The following is an 18,860-nucleotide window of genomic DNA, read 5'->3' as shown; positions in this document are numbered from 1 at the left end:
GGCGAATTTAGCGCAGGAGGGACGCCCGCGCGTCGAGCGCCTTTCGGCGCGCCTCCTCGGGTGACGCTGCGAGAGCCGTCAGGTGGCCCATCTTCCGGCCCGGCCGGGGCTCCTTCTTGCCATAGAGGTGGAGGGCGACGCCCGGCACGGCGCAGGCCTTCTCCCAGCGCGGCGGGCCGCCGGCCCAGAGGTCGCCGAGCAGGTTCGCCATCGCGGCAGGACGGAGCAGCTCCGTCGAGCCGAGCGGCAGGCCGCAGACGGCGCGCAGCTGCTGCTCGAACTGGCTCGTCACGCAGGCGTCGATCGTGAGGTGCCCGGAGTTGTGCGGGCGCGGCGCGATCTCGTTCACGAGGAGGCGGCCGTCGGCGGTGTGGAAAAGCTCGATGCAGAGGACGCCGACGTAGGAGAGCGCGTCGAGGATCGTCCTTGCGATCTCGTGAGCAAGAGTTTCTTCTGAATGGGTAAGAGGGGCGGGGGCCGTCGTCACGTCGAGGATGTGGCGGGAGTGTTCGTTCTCAAAGACGGGAAAGAAGGCGACTTCGCCGTCGAGACCGCGTGCCGCGATGACGGAGACCTCGCGCTGGAAGTCCACGAACGCCTCCAGGACGCACGACACACGACCGAGAGCGGCCCATGCCGAATCCGCCTCCGAGAGATTCTTCGAATGAACCCTCGCCTGGCCCTTCCCGTCGTACCCGAATGCGGCCGTCTTGAGGACGGAGGGGGCGCCCACGGAGGAGAGGGCCGAAGCGAGTTCCTCGCTCGTGCGCACCATGGCCCACCGCGCGACGGGGACATTCACCTTTCTAAGAAACTCCTTTTCTCTCTCTCTATTCTGAGAAACAAAAAGAGCTTCCGCGCCGGGCCGAATGGGAACGAGAGATTCGAGCGCGTCCAGCGCCGCCCTCGGGACGTTCTCGAACTCGAACGTGAGGACGTCGAGGCCCTTCGCGAACTCCTTGAGCCGGTCGAGGTCGTCGTATGGCGCGGAGACCTCTACGTCGGCGACGTGTCCCGTCGGAGAGTCCTCCTCGGGCGAGTACGTGTGGACGCGGTAGCCCATCGCCCGGGCCGACAACGCGAACATGCGGCCGAGCTGGCCGCTCCCGAGGATGCCGACCGTCGAGCCGGGCGGGACGATCTTCACGGCAGCCGGGACTGCAAGACCCTCCGGGTCTGTTTTGATCGGAAGGCCGTGAGCTTCCTGCGGAGCGCGGGCCGGCTGTTCGACAGGATCGCGACGGCGAGGAGGCCCGCGTTCGTCGCGCCGGACTTTCCGATCGCGAGCGTGCCGACGGGCACGCCGGCGGGCATCTGGGCGATCGAGAGGAGGGAGTCGAGGCCCTTCAGCGCGCGGCTCTCGACGGGGACACCGAGGACGGGCACGGCCGTCTGCGCCGCGAGCATGCCGGGCAGGTGCGCGGCGCCGCCCGCTCCCGCGACGATGACCTCGAGGCCGCGTGCCTCGGCGTCGGCGGCGTACGACGCGAGGAGCTTCGGCGTCCGGTGAGCCGAGACGACGCGTTTCTCGTACGGAACGCCGAAGCGCTCCAGAGTCTCGGCGGCGTGCCGCATCGTCTCCCAGTCGGAGGTGGAGCCCATGACGACCCCGACGAGAGGCCGTGCGCCCTTCTTCATGGGCGCGATCCTACCGTGAAGCTCAGGCGCTCCAGGCGCGGGCGGTCTCGGCCGCGAACTCGTCGAAGCGGCGCGGCGCGTGGCCGAGGAGCGCCGTGAGGCGCGCGACGTCCTCGGGAGCCGCCTTGAGGCCCTTCTCCTGGAAGAACTGGTACATGAGCCGGAAGTCGAACACGGCGAAGGCCGGCAGGAATGCGAGCGACGCCTTCTCCCACGCGTCGAGGTCGTTCCCGCCGTAGGCGATCTTGCGCCCGAGGACGCCGCCCCAGGTCGCGGCCGTGCCTGTCGCGGTCAGGAGCTCCGGCCCGACGAGATTGACCGTCTCGTCCTTCGCCGCGTCCGTCGTGAGCGCGAGCGCGGCCGCCTCGGCGATGTCGCGCACGTCCACGCGCGAGAGGCCGACGTCCCCGAATGGCTGCGGGTAGACGCCGTAGGAAAGCATGGCGTCCCTGTACCAGAGGTCGTTCTGGTAGAAGTTGTTCGGCCGGAGGATCGTGAACGGGATCCCCGAAGCCTTGATCGCGGTCTCGATCGGGAGCTTCGCGCCGAAGTGCGGCAGGTGCGGTGCCTCGTCCACGCGGTGAACGGAGAGGAACACGACCTTCTTCACGCCGCCGAGCCGGCAGCCGTTGACGGCCATGAGGCCCTCGTGACACTCGCCCGCGCCCAGTGCCGTGAGGAGGAAGACCGCGTCGCGGCCCGCGAACGCCGAGCGGATCGTCGCGGGATCGAGGAGATCGCCCGCGACCGGCTTGGCGCCGGCCGCGAGCGGCTTTTTCACGTCGCGGGTCAGGACCGAAACGTCCGCGCCCCTCTTGAGAAGCTCCCGGACCACGTGGGATCCGACGGTGCCGGTGCCTCCGAGGACGAGGACGTTCATGTGGCGGTCTCCTAGCCCATGTGGGCGATGATGGCGTCTCCGAACTTGCTGCACGAGACTTCGGTGGCGCCGTCCATCTGGCGGGCGAAGTCGTACGTGACGGTCCTGGCCCGGATCGCGCCGTCCATCCCCTTGAGGATGAGGTCGGCCGCCTCGGTCCAGCCCATGTACCGCAGCATCATCTCACCGGAGAGGATGACGGAGCCCGGGTTGACCTTGTCGAGGTCCGCGTACTTCGGCGCGGTGCCGTGCGTCGCCTCGAAGACGGCGTGGCCCGTCACGTAGTTCACGTTGCCGCCCGGCGCGATGCCGATGCCGCCGACCTGCGCCGCGAGGGCGTCCGAGAGGTAGTCGCCGTTGAGGTTCAGCGTCGCGATGACGTCGAACTCGTCGGGGCGCGTGAGGACCTGCTGGAGCGTGATGTCGGCGATGGCGTCCTTGATGAGGATCTTGCCCTTCGCGAGCTCGGCCTTCTGCTCGGCGTTCGCGGCGGCCTCGCCCTTGTCCTTCTTCGTGCGCTCCCACTGGTCCCACGTGTACGTCTGCCCGGCGAATTCCTTCTCCGCGAGGGCGTAGCCGTAGTTCCGGAACGCGCCTTCCGTGAACTTCATGATGTTGCCCTTGTGGACGAACGTGACGCTCTTGGACTTGCTCTTGATGGCGTACTCGATCGCGGCGCGGACGAGGCGCTCGCTGCCTTCCTGCGAGACGGGCTTCACGCCGAAGCCGGTCGTCGCGGGGAAGCGGAGCTTCTTGTACTGCGCCGGGAAGTTCGTCTTGAGGAACTCGGCGAACTTCTTCGCGTCGTCGGTGCCGGCCGCGAACTCGATGCCCGCGTAGATGTCCTCGGTGTTCTCCCGGAAGATGACCATGTTCACCTTCTCGGGGTGCTTCACGGGAGAGGGGACGCCCTGGAACCAGCGCACGGGGCGGAGGCACACGTAGAGGTCGAGGAGCTGGCGGAGGGCGACGTTCAGCGAGCGGATGCCGCCGCCGATCGGGGTCGTGAGGGGGCCCTTGATGCCGACGAGGAACTCGCGGAACGCGTCGATCGTCTCGTCCGGGAGCCACGTCTGGAGCTTGTCGAAGGACTTCTGGCCCGCAAGGACCTCCATCCACTCGATCCGGCGCTTGCCGCCGTAGGCCTTCGCCACCGCGGCGTCGAGCACGCGCACCGAGGAGCGCCAGATGTCCGGGCCGGTCCCGTCGCCTTCGATGAACGGGATGACCGGGTGGTCGGGAACATGGAGTTTCCCGCCGGAAATCGTGATCTTCTGGCCGCCTTCGGGGACCGTGGGCTTGGCGCTGGGCATGAGCGTCCTCCTTTGTTCGGGCGCGAATCATAGGGGCCGGGCAGGGCCCGGGCAACGAAGCGGTTGAATCATCCCGGGGGCTTCGCGCCTAGACTGGAGACCATGGGCGACCCCAGTCCGCCGCGGACGTACAGCGTCGTGATCCCCGCCTTCAACGCCGAGAAGACCCTGGGCGAGGCCGTCCGGAGCGCTCTCGCGCAGGTCCCCGGCCCCCTCGAGGTCGTCGTCGTGGATGACGGCTCGGTGGACGCCACCCGGGCGGTCGCCGAGGGGTTTGGGGCGGCCGTCCGCGTCTTCACGGGCCCGAACGCCGGGCCGTCGGCTGCCCGAAACCGCGGAGTACGCGAGGCGCGCGGGATCTGGATCGCGTTCCTCGACGCGGATGACCTCTTCGAGCCGGGCTACCTCGCGGCGGCCGAGGAGCACCTCGCCGCGAACCCGGACGCCGGCCTCCTGTGCTTCGGCGTCCGCGTCTACGAGGACGGGCAGCGGACGGCGCACGTCATCCACAAGAAGACGCCCGGCCCTTCCTACACGACGGTGGGGCTGCTCGAGGGAGACGTCGGGACGATCTGCACGCCGCTCGTCGCGCGCGACGCTTCCTCGCCGCCGGCGGGTTCGACGAGACGCTCCGCGGAAACGAAGACTGCCACCTGTGGCTGCGGCTGTCCCGCGCGACCGCGCTCCGCCAGGACCCGCGGGCGCTTCTTCTCTACCGGCGCCACGCGGGGAACTCCAGCGGAGACGTCCTCGCGAACGCGCACGAGTCCGTCAGGTCCCTCGAGCTCCTCGAGGCGTCGCACCCGGAGTTCGCCGGAGAGTTCCGGCGGCCGATGCGGAAGATCGTCGGCAAGGAAAACCTCCGGCTGGGCCGCGAGCTCCTCGTGAGGGGCGAGGACCTTCCGGCCGCGCGCGCGGCCCTGCTGAGGGCCGTGACCCGCCGGCCGGGGCGCCTGCGCGGGTGGTACTACCTCGCCTTCGCCTCCGTGCCCGGCGGGCACCGCCTCGTCGCGGCGCTCCGGCGCGGCGAGCTCGCGTTCAGCCGCTGGTGGCGCACGGGCTCGGTGGCGGCGGCGTTCCGGAGCCTCAAGCGTCGCCTCAGGGCCGTTCGCGCGTGACGGCCGTGAGGGCCCCGAATTCCGTCGCCGTCGTCGTCCCGTCGTACCAGCACGTGCGCTGGGTCGGCGAGGCCGTGGAGAGCGCGCTCTCGCAGACGCGGCCGCCCGACGACGTCGTGGTCGTGGACGACGGCTCGACGGACGGGACGCTCGAGGTACTCCGGGGCTTCGGAAGCCGCATCCGCGTCCTCCACGCGGCGCGGAAGGGTGTTGGCGCCGTCTACAACATGGGATTCGAAGCGACGTCGTCAGACCTCGTCGCGTTCCTGGAATCCGACGACGTCCTCGAACCGAGGTATCTCGAAGAGACCGAGGATTTCTTAGAAGGTAATAGAGAGACTCACTGGGTTTCGACCGCCCGTCTTCTCATCGACGCGTCTGGCGCCCCCACCGGAGAGATCTCGCGCCGCCGTCTTCACGGTGCCGAATTCACCTTCGAAGGATTTCTCTCTTCCGAGCTCGGGGCCAGCTCGACGCCCGTCGTCCGCCGCGCGGCGCTGCTCGAGGTGGGGCCCTATGGGACGGACAGCTACGCTGCGGACACGGACATGGCGCTCCGCTTCTCGCTCACGCACCGCATGGGATACCTCGACCGGCCGCTCTACCGGTACCGCCGCCACGGGAAGAACGCGTCGGCGAGCCTCCTCGAGAGCGTGCGCCTGAACGTCCCGATCCTCGAGCGCCTGCTCGACCCGCCGCATCCCGCGCTCGCCGGCCGCGAGGCGGCCGTGAGGCGCGCGCTCGCGAAGATGCTCGGGATGCAGGCGGCGCTCGCGATGGAGGCGGGGGCCGGCGCAGGGCGCGAAGACGTCCTGCCGCTCCTGAGGCGCGCGGCGGCGCTTCACCCTTCGCCGAAGCACCTGCGCCGCCTCGCGCTCGTGAGCCTCCTCGGACCGCGCGCGTACGGCGCGTGGCGGCGCGTTCGCGCCCGCTGACCGTTCAGTCGGGCCGGAGGCGCGCCTCGAGCGGGTACGGGTAGACGTCCACGATCTCGCCGGCGCGCTCCCTGCGCTGCGCGTCCAGCCAGAAGCGGACGCCGAGGAGGTCGGAATGCCTCTCGAGGAACGCCTCGCGCGCGGCGCCCCGGAGGCCCATGAACGTCAGGAACTCCTCGGGGAAGACGTCGTGCTCGCCGACGTAGAACGAGGCGTCGTCCCCGCCGGCCTCCTCGTCGGCGCCCGCCGGCAGCTCGCGGAAGTTCACGTCCGTCAGGAAGTCGATCTCGTCGTAGTCGTAGAAGACGACGCGCCCGTGCCGCGTGAGGCCGAAGTTCTTCGGGAGGAGGTCGCCGGGAAAGACGTTCGCCTTGGCGAGGTCGCGGATCGCCTCGCCGAAGTCGAAGATCGCGGCGCGCGCCTTCTCCGGGAGGCGCGTCCCGGAGCGCGATGTCGAGGGGCGTCAGGCGCCGTTCCGTGAAGAGGTGCCTGAGGACGACTTCGTCCCCGCGCACCTCAACCGTTTCGGAGGCGCCCGCGAGGAGGATTTCGAGGAGCGCGGGATCGAAGCGGACGACGGGGAACGACAGGTGCTCGAACTCCTGGACGTCGGCGAGCCGGCCGGCGCGCGTGTGCCGGAAGACGAGGCGGTACTTGTCGAGGACGTCCTGTCGGCTCGCGGTCTTCGGGGGCGCGAAGGAATCGCGGATGACCTTGAAGACGACGTCGTAGGACGGGAGCGTGAAAACGAGCATGACCATCCCGCGCGCGCCCGGCGCCTCGACGAAGGGGTCGTTCGAGGCGGCGAGATGACGCAGGAGGTCGCGGTAGAGCTCCGTCTTGCCGTGCTTGTTGAAGCCGAGGGCGTTGTAGAGCTCGCCGACGGGTTTCTTCGGCATGACCGTCTTGAGGAATCCGACGAGAGCGGCGGGGTGCTCGGCATCCACGTGGAAGTACGAGCGCGTGAAGCTGAAGACGATGGAGGCCTCGTCCTCGTCACAGAGCACGGCGTCGAGCTCGACGCGGCCCGTCCGGTTCAGGAGCGCGAAGACGATGGGCCGCTGCCGGCCCTCGCGGCGCACGCGGCCGACGAGATACGCGCCCTTGCCCCGGAAGAAGACGGGCCGGAGCACGTCCAGCGCGTCGAAGGCCGGGGAGCCCCAGGCCTCGCGAAGGACCTTCTCGAGCGCGCGGGTCGCGAGCGCCGCGTCGCGGGAAAGGTCCTCCCAGCCCGCGGCGAACGGGAACACGGAGAGCGCGCTCCGAACCGCGGCCTCGCGCCCGGGTCTCCCGTCGAACGACGCGAGGAAGCGGCCCGCGGCCTCGACGGGCAGCGGCGTCGGTTCACGGTGGACGAACTCGGCGCGGTCGTCGACGCCGACGGTGTGGAAGATGCGGCGCGACGCCGAGTTGAAGAACGTCTCGACGAGCTCGGTGTCCCGCCGGCCGGCGACGAGCGCCGCGAACCGCTCCTTCATCCCGGACCAGACGGCCGGGTTCTCGACGCCTGCGGCGAGGATTCTCCCGAGGTCCGCGAGCGCCGGATCCAGCATCTTCTTGTAGAGCTCGAGGCGTTCGAGCGCGTCCGTGCGCACGCCCCGCCAGTCGCGCGCCGAGAAGCGCACGGGCGCACGGCGCGTGATCGCGGCGAACTCCCGCGAATAGGCGTCCCAGGCGGCGAGGAGCCGCTCGGCGCCCGTGCGGCCGGCGTCGTCCGGGATCAGGCGGCCTTCTTCAGGGCGGCCGCGTCGATCTTCCGGATGCCACCGTCCGGGTGGCCGCCCTTCGTGCCGCACGAGCCATCGGCCGGATGCGTGAAGTGGATGAGGTCCTTGCCGTTGTCCGGGGCGACGTACTCGCCGCGGATCTCGGCCGCGTCGCCCTTCGCGAGGACGAGGCGCTCGCCGCCGCACGAGAGGTCGTGGACGACGTGGATGCGCCGGTCCTGCCGGATCGCGAGGGCCGGGTCGGCGGCCGCGTCGCCCTTCACGCGCTCGTACGACACGATCGTCACGTCGAACTCGAGGAACGTCCGATTGTTGTTCTTGTGGAGCTTCTCGGCGGGCGCCGTCTCGACGCGGCACACCGCGACGATCTGCGTGTGCGGGCTCTTCTTCGACGGCTTCTTCGCGGCCTCCGCGGGCGCGGCCGCGAGGACGAGGAGGGCGACACCGAGGGCGAGGCTCACGGGGCGCGTCGTCTTCTTCATGCGCGGATGCTAACCTCTGCGCCCCCGGCGCCCGCGTCCGCGCGGCGCCTCACCCCGAAAGGACCCCCATGCTCCGAGCCGGTATCGTCGGCCTCCCGAACGTCGGGAAGTCGACGCTCTTCAACGCCCTGACGAAGACCCGCAAGGCCGAGGCGGCCAACTACCCGTTCTGCACGATCGAGCCGAACGTCGGCATCGTGACCGTGCCCGACGCGCGCCTCGAGCCGCTCGCGAAGATCGCGAAGACGCCCGTCCAGATCCCGGCGACGTTCGAGTTCGTCGACATCGCCGGGCCTCGTCAAGGGCGCGAGCAAGGGCGAGGGGCTCGGCAACAAGTTCCTCTCGCACATCCGCGAGGTGGACGCCGTCGTCCAGGTCGTCCGCTGCTTCGACGACAAGGACGTCGTCCACGTGTCCGACACGCTCGACCCCGTCGCCGACATCGAGACGATCGCGACGGAGCTCGTCCTCGCGGACCTCGAGTCCGTCGGCAAGCAGAAGGAGCGCCTCGAGAAGCTCGCCCGCGGCGGCCAGAAGGAGGCGAAGGCGCAGATGGCCGTCGCCGAGAAGCTGATCCCGCACCTCGACTCCGGGAAGCCCGCCCTCACGCTCGACCTGACGGAAGACGAGAAGGCGTCCGCGCGCGGCTTCTTCCTTCTCACGATGAAGCCCACGCTCTTCGCCTGCAACGTGGCCGAGGCCGACCTCGCGCACGCGGACGACCTCCCGCTCGTCAAGAAGGTGCGCGACTGGGCGGCGGCGCACAGCGGGTCTGAGGCCGTCGCGATCTCCGCGAAGATCGAGGCCGAGCTCGGCGAGCTGTCGCCCGAGGACGCGACGGAGTACCTCGCGTCGCACGGCGTCGACGAATCCGGCGTCGGCCGGCTCATCCGCGCGGCGTACCACCTCCTCGGCCTCCGGACGTACTTCACGGCCGGCGAGAAGGAAGCGCGCGCGTGGACGATCCACGCGGGCGACACGGCCCCGCAGGCAGCCGGCGTCATCCACTCGGACTTCGAGAAGGGCTTCATCAAGGCCGAGACGGTCGCGTACGACGACCTCCTGAAGCACGGCTCCATGGCGGCGGCCCGCGTGGCGGGCGTCGTGCGGCAGGAAGGGCGCGACTACGTCGTCCAGGACGGCGACGTCATGCTCTTCAAGTTCAACGTGTAGTCCGCGGGCAACCTTCGCGGCCCTCTCGGGTACCCTTTCCTCCATGTCCTCTCCGGCCGAGTTTCCGCCGGCCCCCGGCGTCCTCGCGACGCTGCGCGAGGCGCTGCGCGGCGGGCACGCCGACTTCACCGAGGGGCCGGTCGGCCGCGCGGTCGTCCTACTCGCAATCCCGATGGTCCTCGAGATGGCGCTCGAGTCGGTTTTCGCGGTCGTGGACGTGTTCTGGCTTTCGAAGCTCGGCGCCGCCGCCGTGGCAACCGTCGGCCTGACGGAGTCGATCCTCTCGATCCTCTACTCGCTCGCGATCGGCCTCTCGATGGCGGCGACGGCGATGGTCGCGCGCCGCATCGGCGAGCGCGACCGCGAGAGCGCAGCCCGGACGGCTGTGCAGGCGATCGCCGTCGGCGTCCTCATCGCCGTGCCCCTCGGCGTCGCGGGCGCGCTTGCGGCGCCGCGCCTCCTCGCGTTCATGGGAGCGGGGCCCGACGTCGTCGCCTCGGGCTCGGGGTTCATGGCCGTGATGCTCGGCGGGAACGTCGTCATCGTTCTCCTGTTCCTCATCAACGCGATCTTCCGCGGCGCGGGCGACGCCACGGTCGCGATGCGCGTCCTGTGGTTCGCGAACATCTGCAACCTCGTCCTCGACCCGTGCCTCATCTTCGGCCTCGGGCCGTTCCCCGCGCTCGGCGTCACGGGTGCCGCCGTCGCCACGACGACGGGCCGCGGCCTCGCGGTCGTTCTCCAGCTCGTAACCCTCGCGCGCGGAACCGGCCGCATCGCGATCCGCCGCGAGCACCTCGTGCTCGACCCGAAGACGATGCTCGCGCTCCTGAAGCTCTCGGGTGCCGCGATCTTCCAGTCCCTGATCGGGACCGCGAGCTGGATCGGCCTCGTGCGAATCCTTGCGGGCTTCGGGAGCGCCGCCCTCGCGGGCTACACGATTGCGATCCGGATCGTGATCTTCGCGATCCTGCCGTCGTGGGGGATGTCGAACGCGGCCGCGACGCTCGTCGGCCAGAACCTCGGCGCGAAGCACCCTGATCGCGCAGAGCGATCCGTGTTCCTCGCGGGCGTCTACAACATGGCTTTCCTCGGCGCCGTCGGAGCGGTGTTTGCGGCGTTCCCGGGCGCGCTCGTTGGGCTCTTCACGCGCGACCCTGCGATCGCGCCGATCGCCGCCATGGGGCTCCGCATCATCGCCGCGGGCTTTCCGTTCTTCGCGTGGGGCATGGTCCTCGTGAACGCGTTCAATGGGGCCGGCGACACGTGGACGCCGACGGTGGTGAACCTCGGCGTCTTCTGGCTGTGGGAGATCCCGCTCGCCCACCTCCTCGCTTCGCGCGCGGGGATGGGCCCGCGCGGCGTGTTCCTCGCGATCACCCTCGGGTTCGCGACGCTCGCCGTCGTGGGCGGGCTCCTCTTCCGGCGCGGGAAGTGGAAGGAGAAGAGGGTCTAAACTCCGCGCCCATGCATCCGGGTCACCGCAGCGCGTTCAACGCGGCCTTCACTCCCGAGCTCGCGGCGCACTACGCGGACGACCTCGCGCGCCGCGCCGGCCGCGCGCCGGGCTTCCGCCTCGCGGAGACGCCGGTGTTCCTGACGCCGGAGCTGGACGCAGCGCTCGCGAAGGGCGCTCGCGAGATCGTGGCGCAGCTCTCTGCGCCGGAGCTTCTCGCGCGGGTGAAGAGCTCGATCCCGGCGCGCTGGGCGACGCCGGGAATGGACGCGCTTCCGTCCCTCACGCAGGTGGACTTTGCCGTCGTCCGGCACGAAGGGCGGCTCGTTCCGCGCCTCATCGAGCTGCAGGGTTTCCCGTCGCTCTCGGCGTTCGAGGTGCTCCAGGCGGACGCCTGGAACGCCGCGCTCGAGCGCGTGCCCGGCCTTCCGAAGGGCGCGTGGAGCCCCTACTTCTCGGGCCTCGATCGGGCCGGGTTCGTGGACCTGCTCCGCCGGACGATCGTCGGCGGCGAGGACCCCACCGAGGTCGTCCTCCTCGACCTCGAGCCCGACAAGCAGAAGACGGCGATCGACTTCGCGGCGACGCGGGTGCTCCTCGGCGTCGACAGCGTCGACCCGCGCGCGCTCGTGAAGGACGGCCGCCGGCTCTTCCGCGACGTGAACGGCCGGCGCGTCCCCGTGAAGCGCATCTACAACCGCATCGTCTTCGACGAGCTCATCCAGACCGGCGCCGCGCTCCCGTTCGACTTCCGCGAGGAGCTAGACGTCCGCTGGGTCCCGCACCCGAACTGGTACTGGGCGTGGTCGAAGGCCTGTCTCCCTCTCCTCGCGCACGAAACGGCCCCGAAGGCCACGGTCCTGTCCGCGTTCGGGCCGGTGCCGGACGACGTCGGGGAACGCTACGTCCTGAAGCCGCTCTTCTCGTTCGCGGGCGGCGGCGTGAACGTGGACCCGACGCCCACGGACGTCGCCCGGATCCCGGAGGCCGAGCGGGCGCACTGGGTGCTGATGGAGAAGATCGCGTACGACCCGTGCCTGACGGCCGTGGATGGCGGCGGCGTGAAGGTCGAGGTTCGCATGATGTTCTTCCGTCCCGACGGCGAGGCCGTGCCCACGCTCGCGCTGAACCTCTGCCGTCTCTCGCGCGGGAAGATGCTCGGCGTCGACTTCAACAAGGACTTCACCTGGGTCGGGTCGTCCGTGGCCCTCAAGCCGGCGTGAGCGCCGCTCCCGACACGGGCGCGGGCCGCCGCCGCCTCGTCACCGGCCTCCTCCTCGCGGGTGTCGCGATCCAGCTCGCAGGCCTCCTCGTCGCGGCCGCCGGGACCGACCTGCGCGCGCCGCAGTCGGAGGACATGGTCCCGTTCACGTACCTCCTCGCCACGATCGCGACGGTCCTCGCGGCCGTCGTCGCCATGGCCGGGTCCGTCCTCATCCTCTCGCTCACGCTCGGGACCGCGGTCCAGCGCTCGCACCTCGGCTCGATGATCCTCGCGGACGAGGATTTCCGCACGGCCGTATCCGGTGCAATCGTGACGATCGTCGCGGCGTGTCTCGCGCTCCTCGCGGCGCATCTGCCCGCCGTGTCGCACAATGCGATGGCGATCTTTCTCCTCTCGGCGGGCGGCGTCCTCGAGTTCGGAGGCTGCATCCTCGGTCTCGCGCGCCTCTTCAGGCGCATCCCGCGCCTCCTGACGCAGGAAAACCTCCTCGAGAACTCGCTCGCGCACGTGGACGCGGACTATCTCGCCGCGCAGGAGGACCGCCTGCTCGGGACGGGCGCGACCTCGGAAAGCCGGCGCGACGTCCTGAACGACCTGATCTTCTCGTTCCGGGTCTACCCGGTCGAGACGGACGACCCGCTCGTGACCGTCCACGACGTTCTCGAGAACGTGCTCGCCCAGAGCCCGGCGTCCGTCGTCGCGACTTCGCTCGCCGCGGTGTCGACGCGATTCACGGCCCTCGCCGGCCCCACGCACGACCAGATTTTCCAGCTGCTCGTCACGCCGTGGCTCGCCGAGCTGCGCGTCGCGGTCGTCAAGCGCGGCTCGCCGTCCGTGGCGCTCGCCTTCTTCGACCTGTGGGCGGACGTCCTCGTCGCGGCGCGCGAGCGGAAGATGCCGGGGTTCTACGCGCACTCGGCGCGCCCGTTCGTCGCATCGCTCCGGCACGTGGCGCACGCGGGCCTGTTTGAGGAGGCGGGTGGGCGCGTGCTCCGGCCGCTCGTCCGCGTGATGGGCGCGGCGCGGGCCGACCTGCCGGCGCTCGGCCCGTGGGCGGGCGCGCTCGTCGGGTGGATGCGCGAGGACGCCGAGAAGGGCCGCGGCGAGTGGACGCGTGTCCTCTGGAACCCGGTCGAGAACGTCCTCGAGCGCTCCCTCGAGGACCTCGAGCACGACTCGCCGCTGCTCGGCGCTCTCGTCCACGGCCTTTCCGGCGTGGCGCGCGCGGCGGGCCGTGCGGGCATCGAGACGGGCGGCGGCCGGCCGTTCGCGCTCAAGATCGCGACGCGGATGCGCCGGGCCCAGATGGAGCTCGCGGAGACCGCCGCGACAGCGGGGCCCGAAGCCGAGGAGCGTCTGCGGGACCGGATCGTCCTGCTCGGCGAGCCGATCGCGGCCGTCGTCGCGCTGGCGGCGCAGCGCCCGGATCTCGCCGACGCGGCGGCGCTGCTCTCGTCCGAACGCCTCGACGACGAGCGCGACGGCGAAGCCTAGCCGGCGGCGGCGGCGGCGCGCGCCGCGCGGCCGGGCAGAGCGCACGTCGCGACCGTCCCGCCTCCCGGCCGCGCGCCGAGCGTGAGCGTGCCTCCGTGCGCCGCGAGGATCTCGGCGCAGAGGGGCAGGCCGAGGCCGCGGCCCGCGCGCGCGGCCGACGAGAGGGGGAGCGCGGCCCGCCGCATCGCGTCCTCGTCCATCCCGGCGCCGCGGTCGAGGACGCGCAGGACCGAGCCGCCGTCCGCCGCCGGCTCCACGGAGACCGCGATCTCGCCGGCGGGGCTGCCCGCTTCGGCGGCGTTCTTGAGGAGGTTCAGGAGCACCTGCTGGATCTGGGCGGGGTCGAAGACGGCGGCGGCCGGCGCGGGGACGCCCTCGACGCGGAAAGGCACGGCGCGGCGGACCGACTCGAGGAACGCCGCCCAGAGGACGGGCTCGGGCGCCGGCGCAGGGATGCGGGCGAGCGTCGCGTACCCCTCGAGGAAGCGCGAGAGGTGCCGCACGCGCTCGTCGATGGTCGCGAGGATCTCCTCGAGCCTGCCCGCGTGGCGCGGGGAGGCCGCGGCGAGGCGCGCCGAGTGCACGAGGGAGCTCACGGGCGCGAGCGAATTGTTCACCTCGTGGCTCACGACGCGGATGACCTTGCGCCACGCGTCGAGCTCCTGGCGGCGGACGTCTCCCGTGAGGGTCTCGACGACGACGAGGCGGTGGCGCTGCGTGTGGAGGTGGAACGAGCGGAAGACGATCTTCCACGTCTCTTCCTCGCGACCCGGGACGCGTCCGGCCACCGTGGCGTCCACGCCGGCGCCGAGCGCGTCCCGAAGCGCCGCGCAGGGAGCCTCGACCTCGCCGAGCGGGAGGCCCGCGAGACGGCCGCGGCCCGCGAACATCCGGCGCGCGGCGGCGTTCGCGTAGACGACGCGGTCCCGTCCGTTCAGGAGGAGGATCGCCATCGGCGCGCCCTGGAGAACGGCGTCGAGAAGCAGCTCGCGCTCGAAGACCTCGCGCCGCCCGGTCCGGAGCACGTCGCCCATCCGGTTGAAGAGGGCCACGAGCGCGCCGATCTCGTCGTCGCGGCCCTCCGCGAGGCGGAATCCGAAGTCGTTCTCCGAAAAGCCCCGTACGCCGTCCGCGATGCCGCGCAGGCCGTCGCCGGCCGGCCGCCAGGCCCAGGACGCGCCGCCGATCGCCGCCGCCAGGGCCGCGGCGAGGGAAAGGACGACGGCGAGAGACAGCGGCTGCCCCGTCGCGGCGAGGGCCGCGAGGAGCGCGACGGCGACGAACGCCGCTCCGAACGCCGCGGCCGCCAGCCGGCCTTCGAGGCTGAAGGGGCGGTGCACGGCGTCAGTCCCTCGGCCGGCGCTCGAGCGTGATGCCGAGCCTTTCCATCTTCCGGTAGAGCGCCTGCCGCGAGAGGCCGAGCTCCTCGGCGGCCTGCGAGACGCGGCCCGCGTGCTTCACGATCACGGACTCGAGCGCGGCCCGCTCGGCCGGGTCGCCGCGCTCGGGAGCGGCCGTCGCCGGAGCGTCGTCCCCGAAACCGAGCGCCGTGGGACCGAGGAGCTCGCCGCCGTCGACGAGGAGCGCGCGCCTGAGGCGGTTCTCGAGCTCGCGCACGTTGCCCGGCCACGCGTATCCGACGAGCGCCCGCCGCGCGGCGGGGGACAGCGCCGGGGCCGGCCGCGGCGCCGCGAAGGAGGCGAGGAGCGCGGCGGCGAGCGGGAGGACGTCGTCGGGGCGGTCCTTCAGGGCGGGGACGGCGAGCTCGACGACGTTCAGGCGGAAGTACAGGTCCTCACGGAACAGGCCCTTCCGGATCTGCTCGGCGAGGTCCGCGTTCGTCGCGCAGACGACGCGCACGTCCACGCGCCGCGTGTGGCTGGATCCGAGGCGCTCGAATTCCCCGGACTGGAGGATGCGCAGGAGCTTGACCTGTCCCTCGGGCGGGAGCGTCCCGATCTCGTCCAGGAACAGCGTTCCGCCGTGGGCGGCCTCGAACCGCCCCTCGCGCATCCGGTGCGCCCCCGTGTAGGCGCCCGCCTCGACTCCGAAGAGCTCGCTCTCGAGGAGGTCGTGCGGGAGCGCCCCCGCGTGCACCTTGACGAACGGAGCGCCGGCGCGGCGCGAGTTCGCCTGCACGATCTCCGCGATGCGCTCCTTCCCCGCGCCGTTCGGCCCCGTCACGAGGACCGGCACGTCGGCCGGCGCGATCTTGACGGCCAGGGAGACGAGGCGGTGCATCGCCTCGCTCTCGTACACGAGGCCGCGGAGGTCGTGCCGCGAGGCGAGAACGGCGCGCGAGGCGGCGCGCTCGTCGCGCGCGCGGGCGCTCTCCTCCTCGAGGGCACGCAGGCGCGTGAGGTTCCTCACGGCGGCGACGAGCTTCGTGTCGTCCCAGGGCTTGCCGAAGTAGTCGGCGGCGCCCTCCCTCACGAGAGCCACCGCCGTCTCGAGGGAGGTCCATGCCGTCATGAGAAGGACGGGGAGGGCGGGGTCCGCCCGGCGCAGGGCCCGAAACAGCGCGGCGCCGTCCTCGCCCGACGTGGCGCCCGGACGGAAGTTCATGTCCTGGACGACGAGGCGGATCCGGCCCTCGCCGACCGCCGCGAGCGCCTCGGCGGGGGTCCGGGCGACGCGGCTCGGGATGTCGTGGAGGTCGAGGAGAAGCGCCAGCGCCTCGGCCACGGCCGGATCGTCCTCGACGATCAGGACCGTGGACACGGGCTCCGCCTTCCGGAGGGGGCTCTGCCGGGCCGACATCTCCTCAGGAGACGCAGCCCGGGGTGGAAAGGTTCTGCGGCGACCGGGTTCACACGTTTCGCGTCGCGATGGCCGGGGCGACGCCGGCCCCTTTGAGGGCGGGGAACCAGGTGGCGAGGAGTCCCGCCGCCCAGAGGAGGAGGACGCCGCCGGCGAGGTACGAACCGTCCATCCGGTGGGCGCGCACCTGATTCACGAGCGCGGCGTTGAGCGCGACGGCGAGGAACACGCCGAGCGAGAGCCCGAGCGAGGTGACGATCCAGTTCTCGAGGAGGAAGTAGCGGAGGATGTCGCCCCTCTGCGCGCCGAGCGCGCGCCGGGTCCCGATCTGGCGCGTTCGCTCGGCCACGGAGAAGGACGTGAGCCCGATGATCCCGAGGGACGTCACGAAGAGGAGGAGGACGATCACGCCCGTGAGGACGCCGAGGACGAGCTTCTGCGTCGCCTGGAACCCGTCCTTGATCTCGAGCAGCGTGCGCACGCGGACGTTGCGGCCGCCGTTTGCGTCGAGGAGCGCCTTCTCCGCCGCGGCGCGGACGCCCCCGAGCGCGCCGGCCTCGGTCCTCACGAGATATGCCGAGCCCCCGGCGTACGAGGCCGAGGAGCTCGGGTAGAACAGCGCGTACTCGTGGATCGGCCAGCCGTACGGGTTGTAGAAGCGGTCGATGACCCCGACGACCTGGTACTGGTCGCCGTCGCTGTCCTCGAGGCGCTTGCCGAGCGGCGAGCCCTCGCCGAACGCGAGGCGCGCGAACGCCCGGCTGATCACGACGTCCTGCGTGATCTTGTCCTTCGGCGTCCCGTCCTCTCCGCGCGCACGGGCGGTCGCGGAGAGCGTCGCGAGCCGCGCGTCCTCGGACTCGACCTCGGCCCGCGTGAAGCCGCGACCCTCGACGACGGGCGACCCGAGCGCCGCGAACGTGCCCTCGTCCGCGTTGTAGATCTGGTTCCGCAGCCAAGGCCCCTTGCTCCCGGCGGGGCGCGTCTCCGTCGAGCTTCCGCCGCCCTGCCACGGCAGGAACCGCGTGTTCGAGACCGCCTTGACGCCCGGGAGTCTCCCGAGGACGTCGAGGTCGCGGCGGACCGAGTTTGCGAGGTAGCCTTTCTCCTGGAACGCCGGGTCGAACGGCTGGCTGCGCACCGTCAGGATGTTCGCGTCGTCGAAGCCGGACTCCCTGCCGAGCTCCTTCTGCGCGTCCCGGATGAGGCTCACGCAGTTCGTGACGACCGCGAGCGTGAGCGCGATCTCGAGGACGATGAGGCCGTAACGCACCTTGCTGCGCGTCATGGCGCGGAGGATCGGTCCGAATTCCATGGGGCGCCTCCTCAGGAGACCTTCAGGTGGAGCGCGGGCGGGAGCTGGCACGTGCGCCAGGCGGGATACGCGCCCGCGACGAAGCCGGCGGCGAGCGCGAGAAGGACCGAGAGCCCGACCATGGGGGCGTCGAGCTGGAAGAAGCCCGGGCGCCCGCCCTGGGTCTTCATCACCGCGTTCAGGAACGCGATCCCGGCGGCGGAAAGCGCGAGGCCAAGGAGGCCGCCGACGATGCCGATGACCTCGCACTCGATGATGTGCTGCACGAAGATGTCGAGGCGGCTCGCCCCGAGCGCGCGCCTCACGCCGACCTCCGGCGCCCGGGCGAGGAACTTCCCGAGGAGCAGCCCGACGAGGTTCAGGGAGCAGATCGCGAGGAAGAGAAGAGAAACGACGAGGAGCGTGTTCGCTTCCCTGGGGACGACCCGGAAGTCGTCCATGAGCTCGGGGATCGAGGAGACCCGGTTGTTGAGCGGCCGGAGAAAACGGCCGTGGCGGCGCTGTTCGAGCGCGTACGCGTCGAGGAACGAGCGGTAGGCCGCCACGGCGTCCGCGTCGGCGAGCTCGACCCACATCTGGATCCACGTCTGCTCGGAGACCATGACGCCCTCGATGCCCCGCTGGGCCGGCGAAGGGCCCCAGCCGTCGGAGTTTCCGAACGTCCGGAGGTTCATGGGCCGGAACCACGCGAAGGAGATGAAGATGTTCTCCGGCGCTCCGACTCCCCGGTTCTGCGTCAGGTCGTAGATCTTGAGGCTCGGCGTCCAGTCGTCGAGGACGCCCACGACGCGGAAGTCGCGGTCCTCGAGGCGCACGGTCTTCCCGACGCTGTCCGCTCCGCCGAAGAGCTTCTCGTTCATCTCCTTCGAGATCACGGCGACGGGCTCGCCGGACGCATCTGCCCTCGCGTCCCAGGCCGCGCCGTAGCGGAACGGCGCGGCGAACATCGGGAAGAAGTCCGCGTGCGAGACGCGGATCGTCTCCTTGAAGGGCCGCGAGACCTTCGGGTCCGGGAACACGTACAGCATCGTCTTGAACGTCCCGGTCTGCCTCGCCGGGATCTTCGATTTCATGATCTCGGTCATGTCGCGGTACGTCACCTGCGTCGGCACGGTGTTCGCGCCGTCGCCCGGGTAGGCTTTCTGCGGGTCCCAGCTGTCGAGCCTCACGTAGCGCAGGACCTTGGTCTTCGAGGGAAGCGGGTTCCGGGCGAACGCGTGGCGGGCCGCCGCGAACGTCGTCGAGAGCGCGATGCCGAGCGCGATCCCGAGGACGATGAGGAAGGACAGCGTCCGGTTCCGCTGCATGCTCTTCCAGGCGATTCGAAGGTTGTGGAGCAGCATG

The 18,860-nt window shown here is 71.0% G+C and carries 15 protein-coding genes and 2 pseudogenes; 7 read left to right on the top strand and 10 right to left on the bottom strand.

Translation table 11 applies throughout. The annotated features are described in order from the left end of the window. Positions 1–7: 7 nt before the first annotated feature. From IPL89_11615 to icd, 4 genes are read right to left on the bottom strand one after another with little or no spacing between them, the layout of a single operon-like run. Positions 8–1,147: a 5-(carboxyamino)imidazole ribonucleotide synthase gene (locus tag IPL89_11615; protein ID MBK9063824.1), complete on the bottom strand. Its 1,140-nt coding sequence runs from the start codon at positions 1,145–1,147 to the stop codon at positions 8–10. After that, positions 1,144–1,638, bottom strand: coding sequence for a 5-(carboxyamino)imidazole ribonucleotide mutase (gene purE, locus IPL89_11610; GenBank protein MBK9063823.1), 495 nt, complete (start codon positions 1,636–1,638; stop codon positions 1,144–1,146). The genes IPL89_11615 and purE overlap by 4 nt, the downstream gene beginning before the upstream one ends. Positions 1,639–1,660: 22 nt before the next feature. Then, on the bottom strand, positions 1,661–2,518 hold the full coding sequence (locus tag IPL89_11605) for an NmrA family NAD(P)-binding protein (GenBank protein MBK9063822.1): 858 nt from the start codon (positions 2,516–2,518) through the stop codon (positions 1,661–1,663). Positions 2,519–2,529: 11 nt separating this feature from the next. After that, positions 2,530–3,831, bottom strand: a complete 1,302-nt coding sequence (icd, locus tag IPL89_11600) for an NADP-dependent isocitrate dehydrogenase (protein ID MBK9063821.1) — start codon at positions 3,829–3,831, stop codon at positions 2,530–2,532. Between the two features lie 102 nt (positions 3,832–3,933). On the opposite strand from icd, the gene IPL89_11595 reads away from it, so the two are divergent. Genes IPL89_11595 through IPL89_11585 form a run of 3 tightly spaced genes read left to right on the top strand, consistent with a single transcriptional unit; the run spans position 3,934 to position 5,884 of the window. Then, positions 3,934–4,719 carry a glycosyltransferase family 2 protein gene (locus tag IPL89_11595; protein MBK9063820.1) on the top strand — a complete coding sequence of 262 codons (786 nt, stop codon included), beginning with the start codon at positions 3,934–3,936 and terminating at the stop codon, positions 4,717–4,719. Further along, a complete protein-coding gene (locus tag IPL89_11590; GenBank protein ID MBK9063819.1) occupies positions 4,665–4,949 on the top strand; it encodes a hypothetical protein in 285 nt (94 codons plus the stop codon). The genes IPL89_11595 and IPL89_11590 overlap by 55 nt, the downstream gene beginning before the upstream one ends. After that, positions 4,946–5,884 (top strand): glycosyltransferase, encoded by a 939-nt coding sequence (locus IPL89_11585; GenBank protein MBK9063818.1) that lies wholly within the window; start codon positions 4,946–4,948, stop codon positions 5,882–5,884. The genes IPL89_11590 and IPL89_11585 overlap by 4 nt, the downstream gene beginning before the upstream one ends. 4 nt (positions 5,885–5,888) lie before the next feature. Here the strand turns inward: IPL89_11585 and aceK are convergent. Continuing rightward, positions 5,889–7,608: pseudogene (gene aceK / locus IPL89_11580) on the bottom strand (bifunctional isocitrate dehydrogenase kinase/phosphatase). Then, positions 7,605–8,093, bottom strand: a complete 489-nt coding sequence (locus IPL89_11575) for a hypothetical protein (GenBank protein ID MBK9063817.1) — start codon at positions 8,091–8,093, stop codon at positions 7,605–7,607. Before IPL89_11575 ends, aceK begins: the two are co-directional and overlap by 4 nt. 68 nt (positions 8,094–8,161) lie before the next feature. On the opposite strand from IPL89_11575, the pseudogene ychF reads away from it, so the two are divergent. The 4 genes and pseudogenes from ychF (at position 8,162) to IPL89_11555 (ending at position 13,441) form a co-directional block, all read left to right on the top strand. Further along, positions 8,162–9,266, top strand: a pseudogene (gene ychF, locus IPL89_11570) (redox-regulated ATPase YchF). Positions 9,267–9,309: 43 nt separating this feature from the next. Beyond that, entirely contained in the window at positions 9,310–10,722 is a 1,413-nt protein-coding gene (locus tag IPL89_11565) for an MATE family efflux transporter (GenBank protein MBK9063816.1), read from the top strand. An 11-nt stretch (positions 10,723–10,733) separates the two neighbouring features. Next, positions 10,734–11,945 carry a hypothetical protein gene (locus IPL89_11560; GenBank protein ID MBK9063815.1) on the top strand — a complete coding sequence of 404 codons (1,212 nt, stop codon included), beginning with the start codon at positions 10,734–10,736 and terminating at the stop codon, positions 11,943–11,945. Further along, positions 11,942–13,441, top strand: coding sequence for a hypothetical protein (locus tag IPL89_11555; protein ID MBK9063814.1), 1,500 nt, complete (start codon positions 11,942–11,944; stop codon positions 13,439–13,441). Before IPL89_11560 ends, IPL89_11555 begins: the two co-directional genes overlap by 4 nt. Here IPL89_11555 and IPL89_11550 read toward each other — a convergent pair. The 4 genes from IPL89_11550 to IPL89_11535 all read right to left on the bottom strand — a co-directional run bounded on the left by IPL89_11550 (position 13,438) and on the right by IPL89_11535 (position 18,859). Continuing rightward, entirely contained in the window at positions 13,438–14,781 is a 1,344-nt protein-coding gene (locus tag IPL89_11550; protein MBK9063813.1) for a PAS domain-containing protein, read from the bottom strand. The genes IPL89_11555 and IPL89_11550 overlap by 4 nt on opposite strands. A 4-nt stretch (positions 14,782–14,785) precedes the next feature. Next, the gene (locus tag IPL89_11545) at positions 14,786–16,162 is read right to left on the bottom strand and encodes a sigma-54-dependent Fis family transcriptional regulator (protein ID MBK9063812.1); all 1,377 of its coding nucleotides are present in this window, start codon (positions 16,160–16,162) and stop codon (positions 14,786–14,788) included. Between the two features lie 88 nt (positions 16,163–16,250). Next, a complete protein-coding gene (locus IPL89_11540) occupies positions 16,251–17,516 on the bottom strand; it encodes an ABC transporter permease (GenBank protein MBK9063811.1) in 1,266 nt (421 codons plus the stop codon). Positions 17,517–17,527: 11 nt separating this feature from the next. Further along, positions 17,528–18,859 (bottom strand): ABC transporter permease, encoded by a 1,332-nt coding sequence (locus IPL89_11535; protein MBK9063810.1) that lies wholly within the window; start codon positions 18,857–18,859, stop codon positions 17,528–17,530. Position 18,860: the final 1 nt, after the last annotated feature.

This window comes from Acidobacteriota bacterium (assembly GCA_016716715.1).
Lineage (GTDB): Bacteria > Acidobacteriota > Thermoanaerobaculia > UBA5066 > UBA5066 > Fen-183.
Note: the sequence above shows the minus strand (reverse complement) of the source record. Positions and strands in the feature narration are given on the sequence as shown.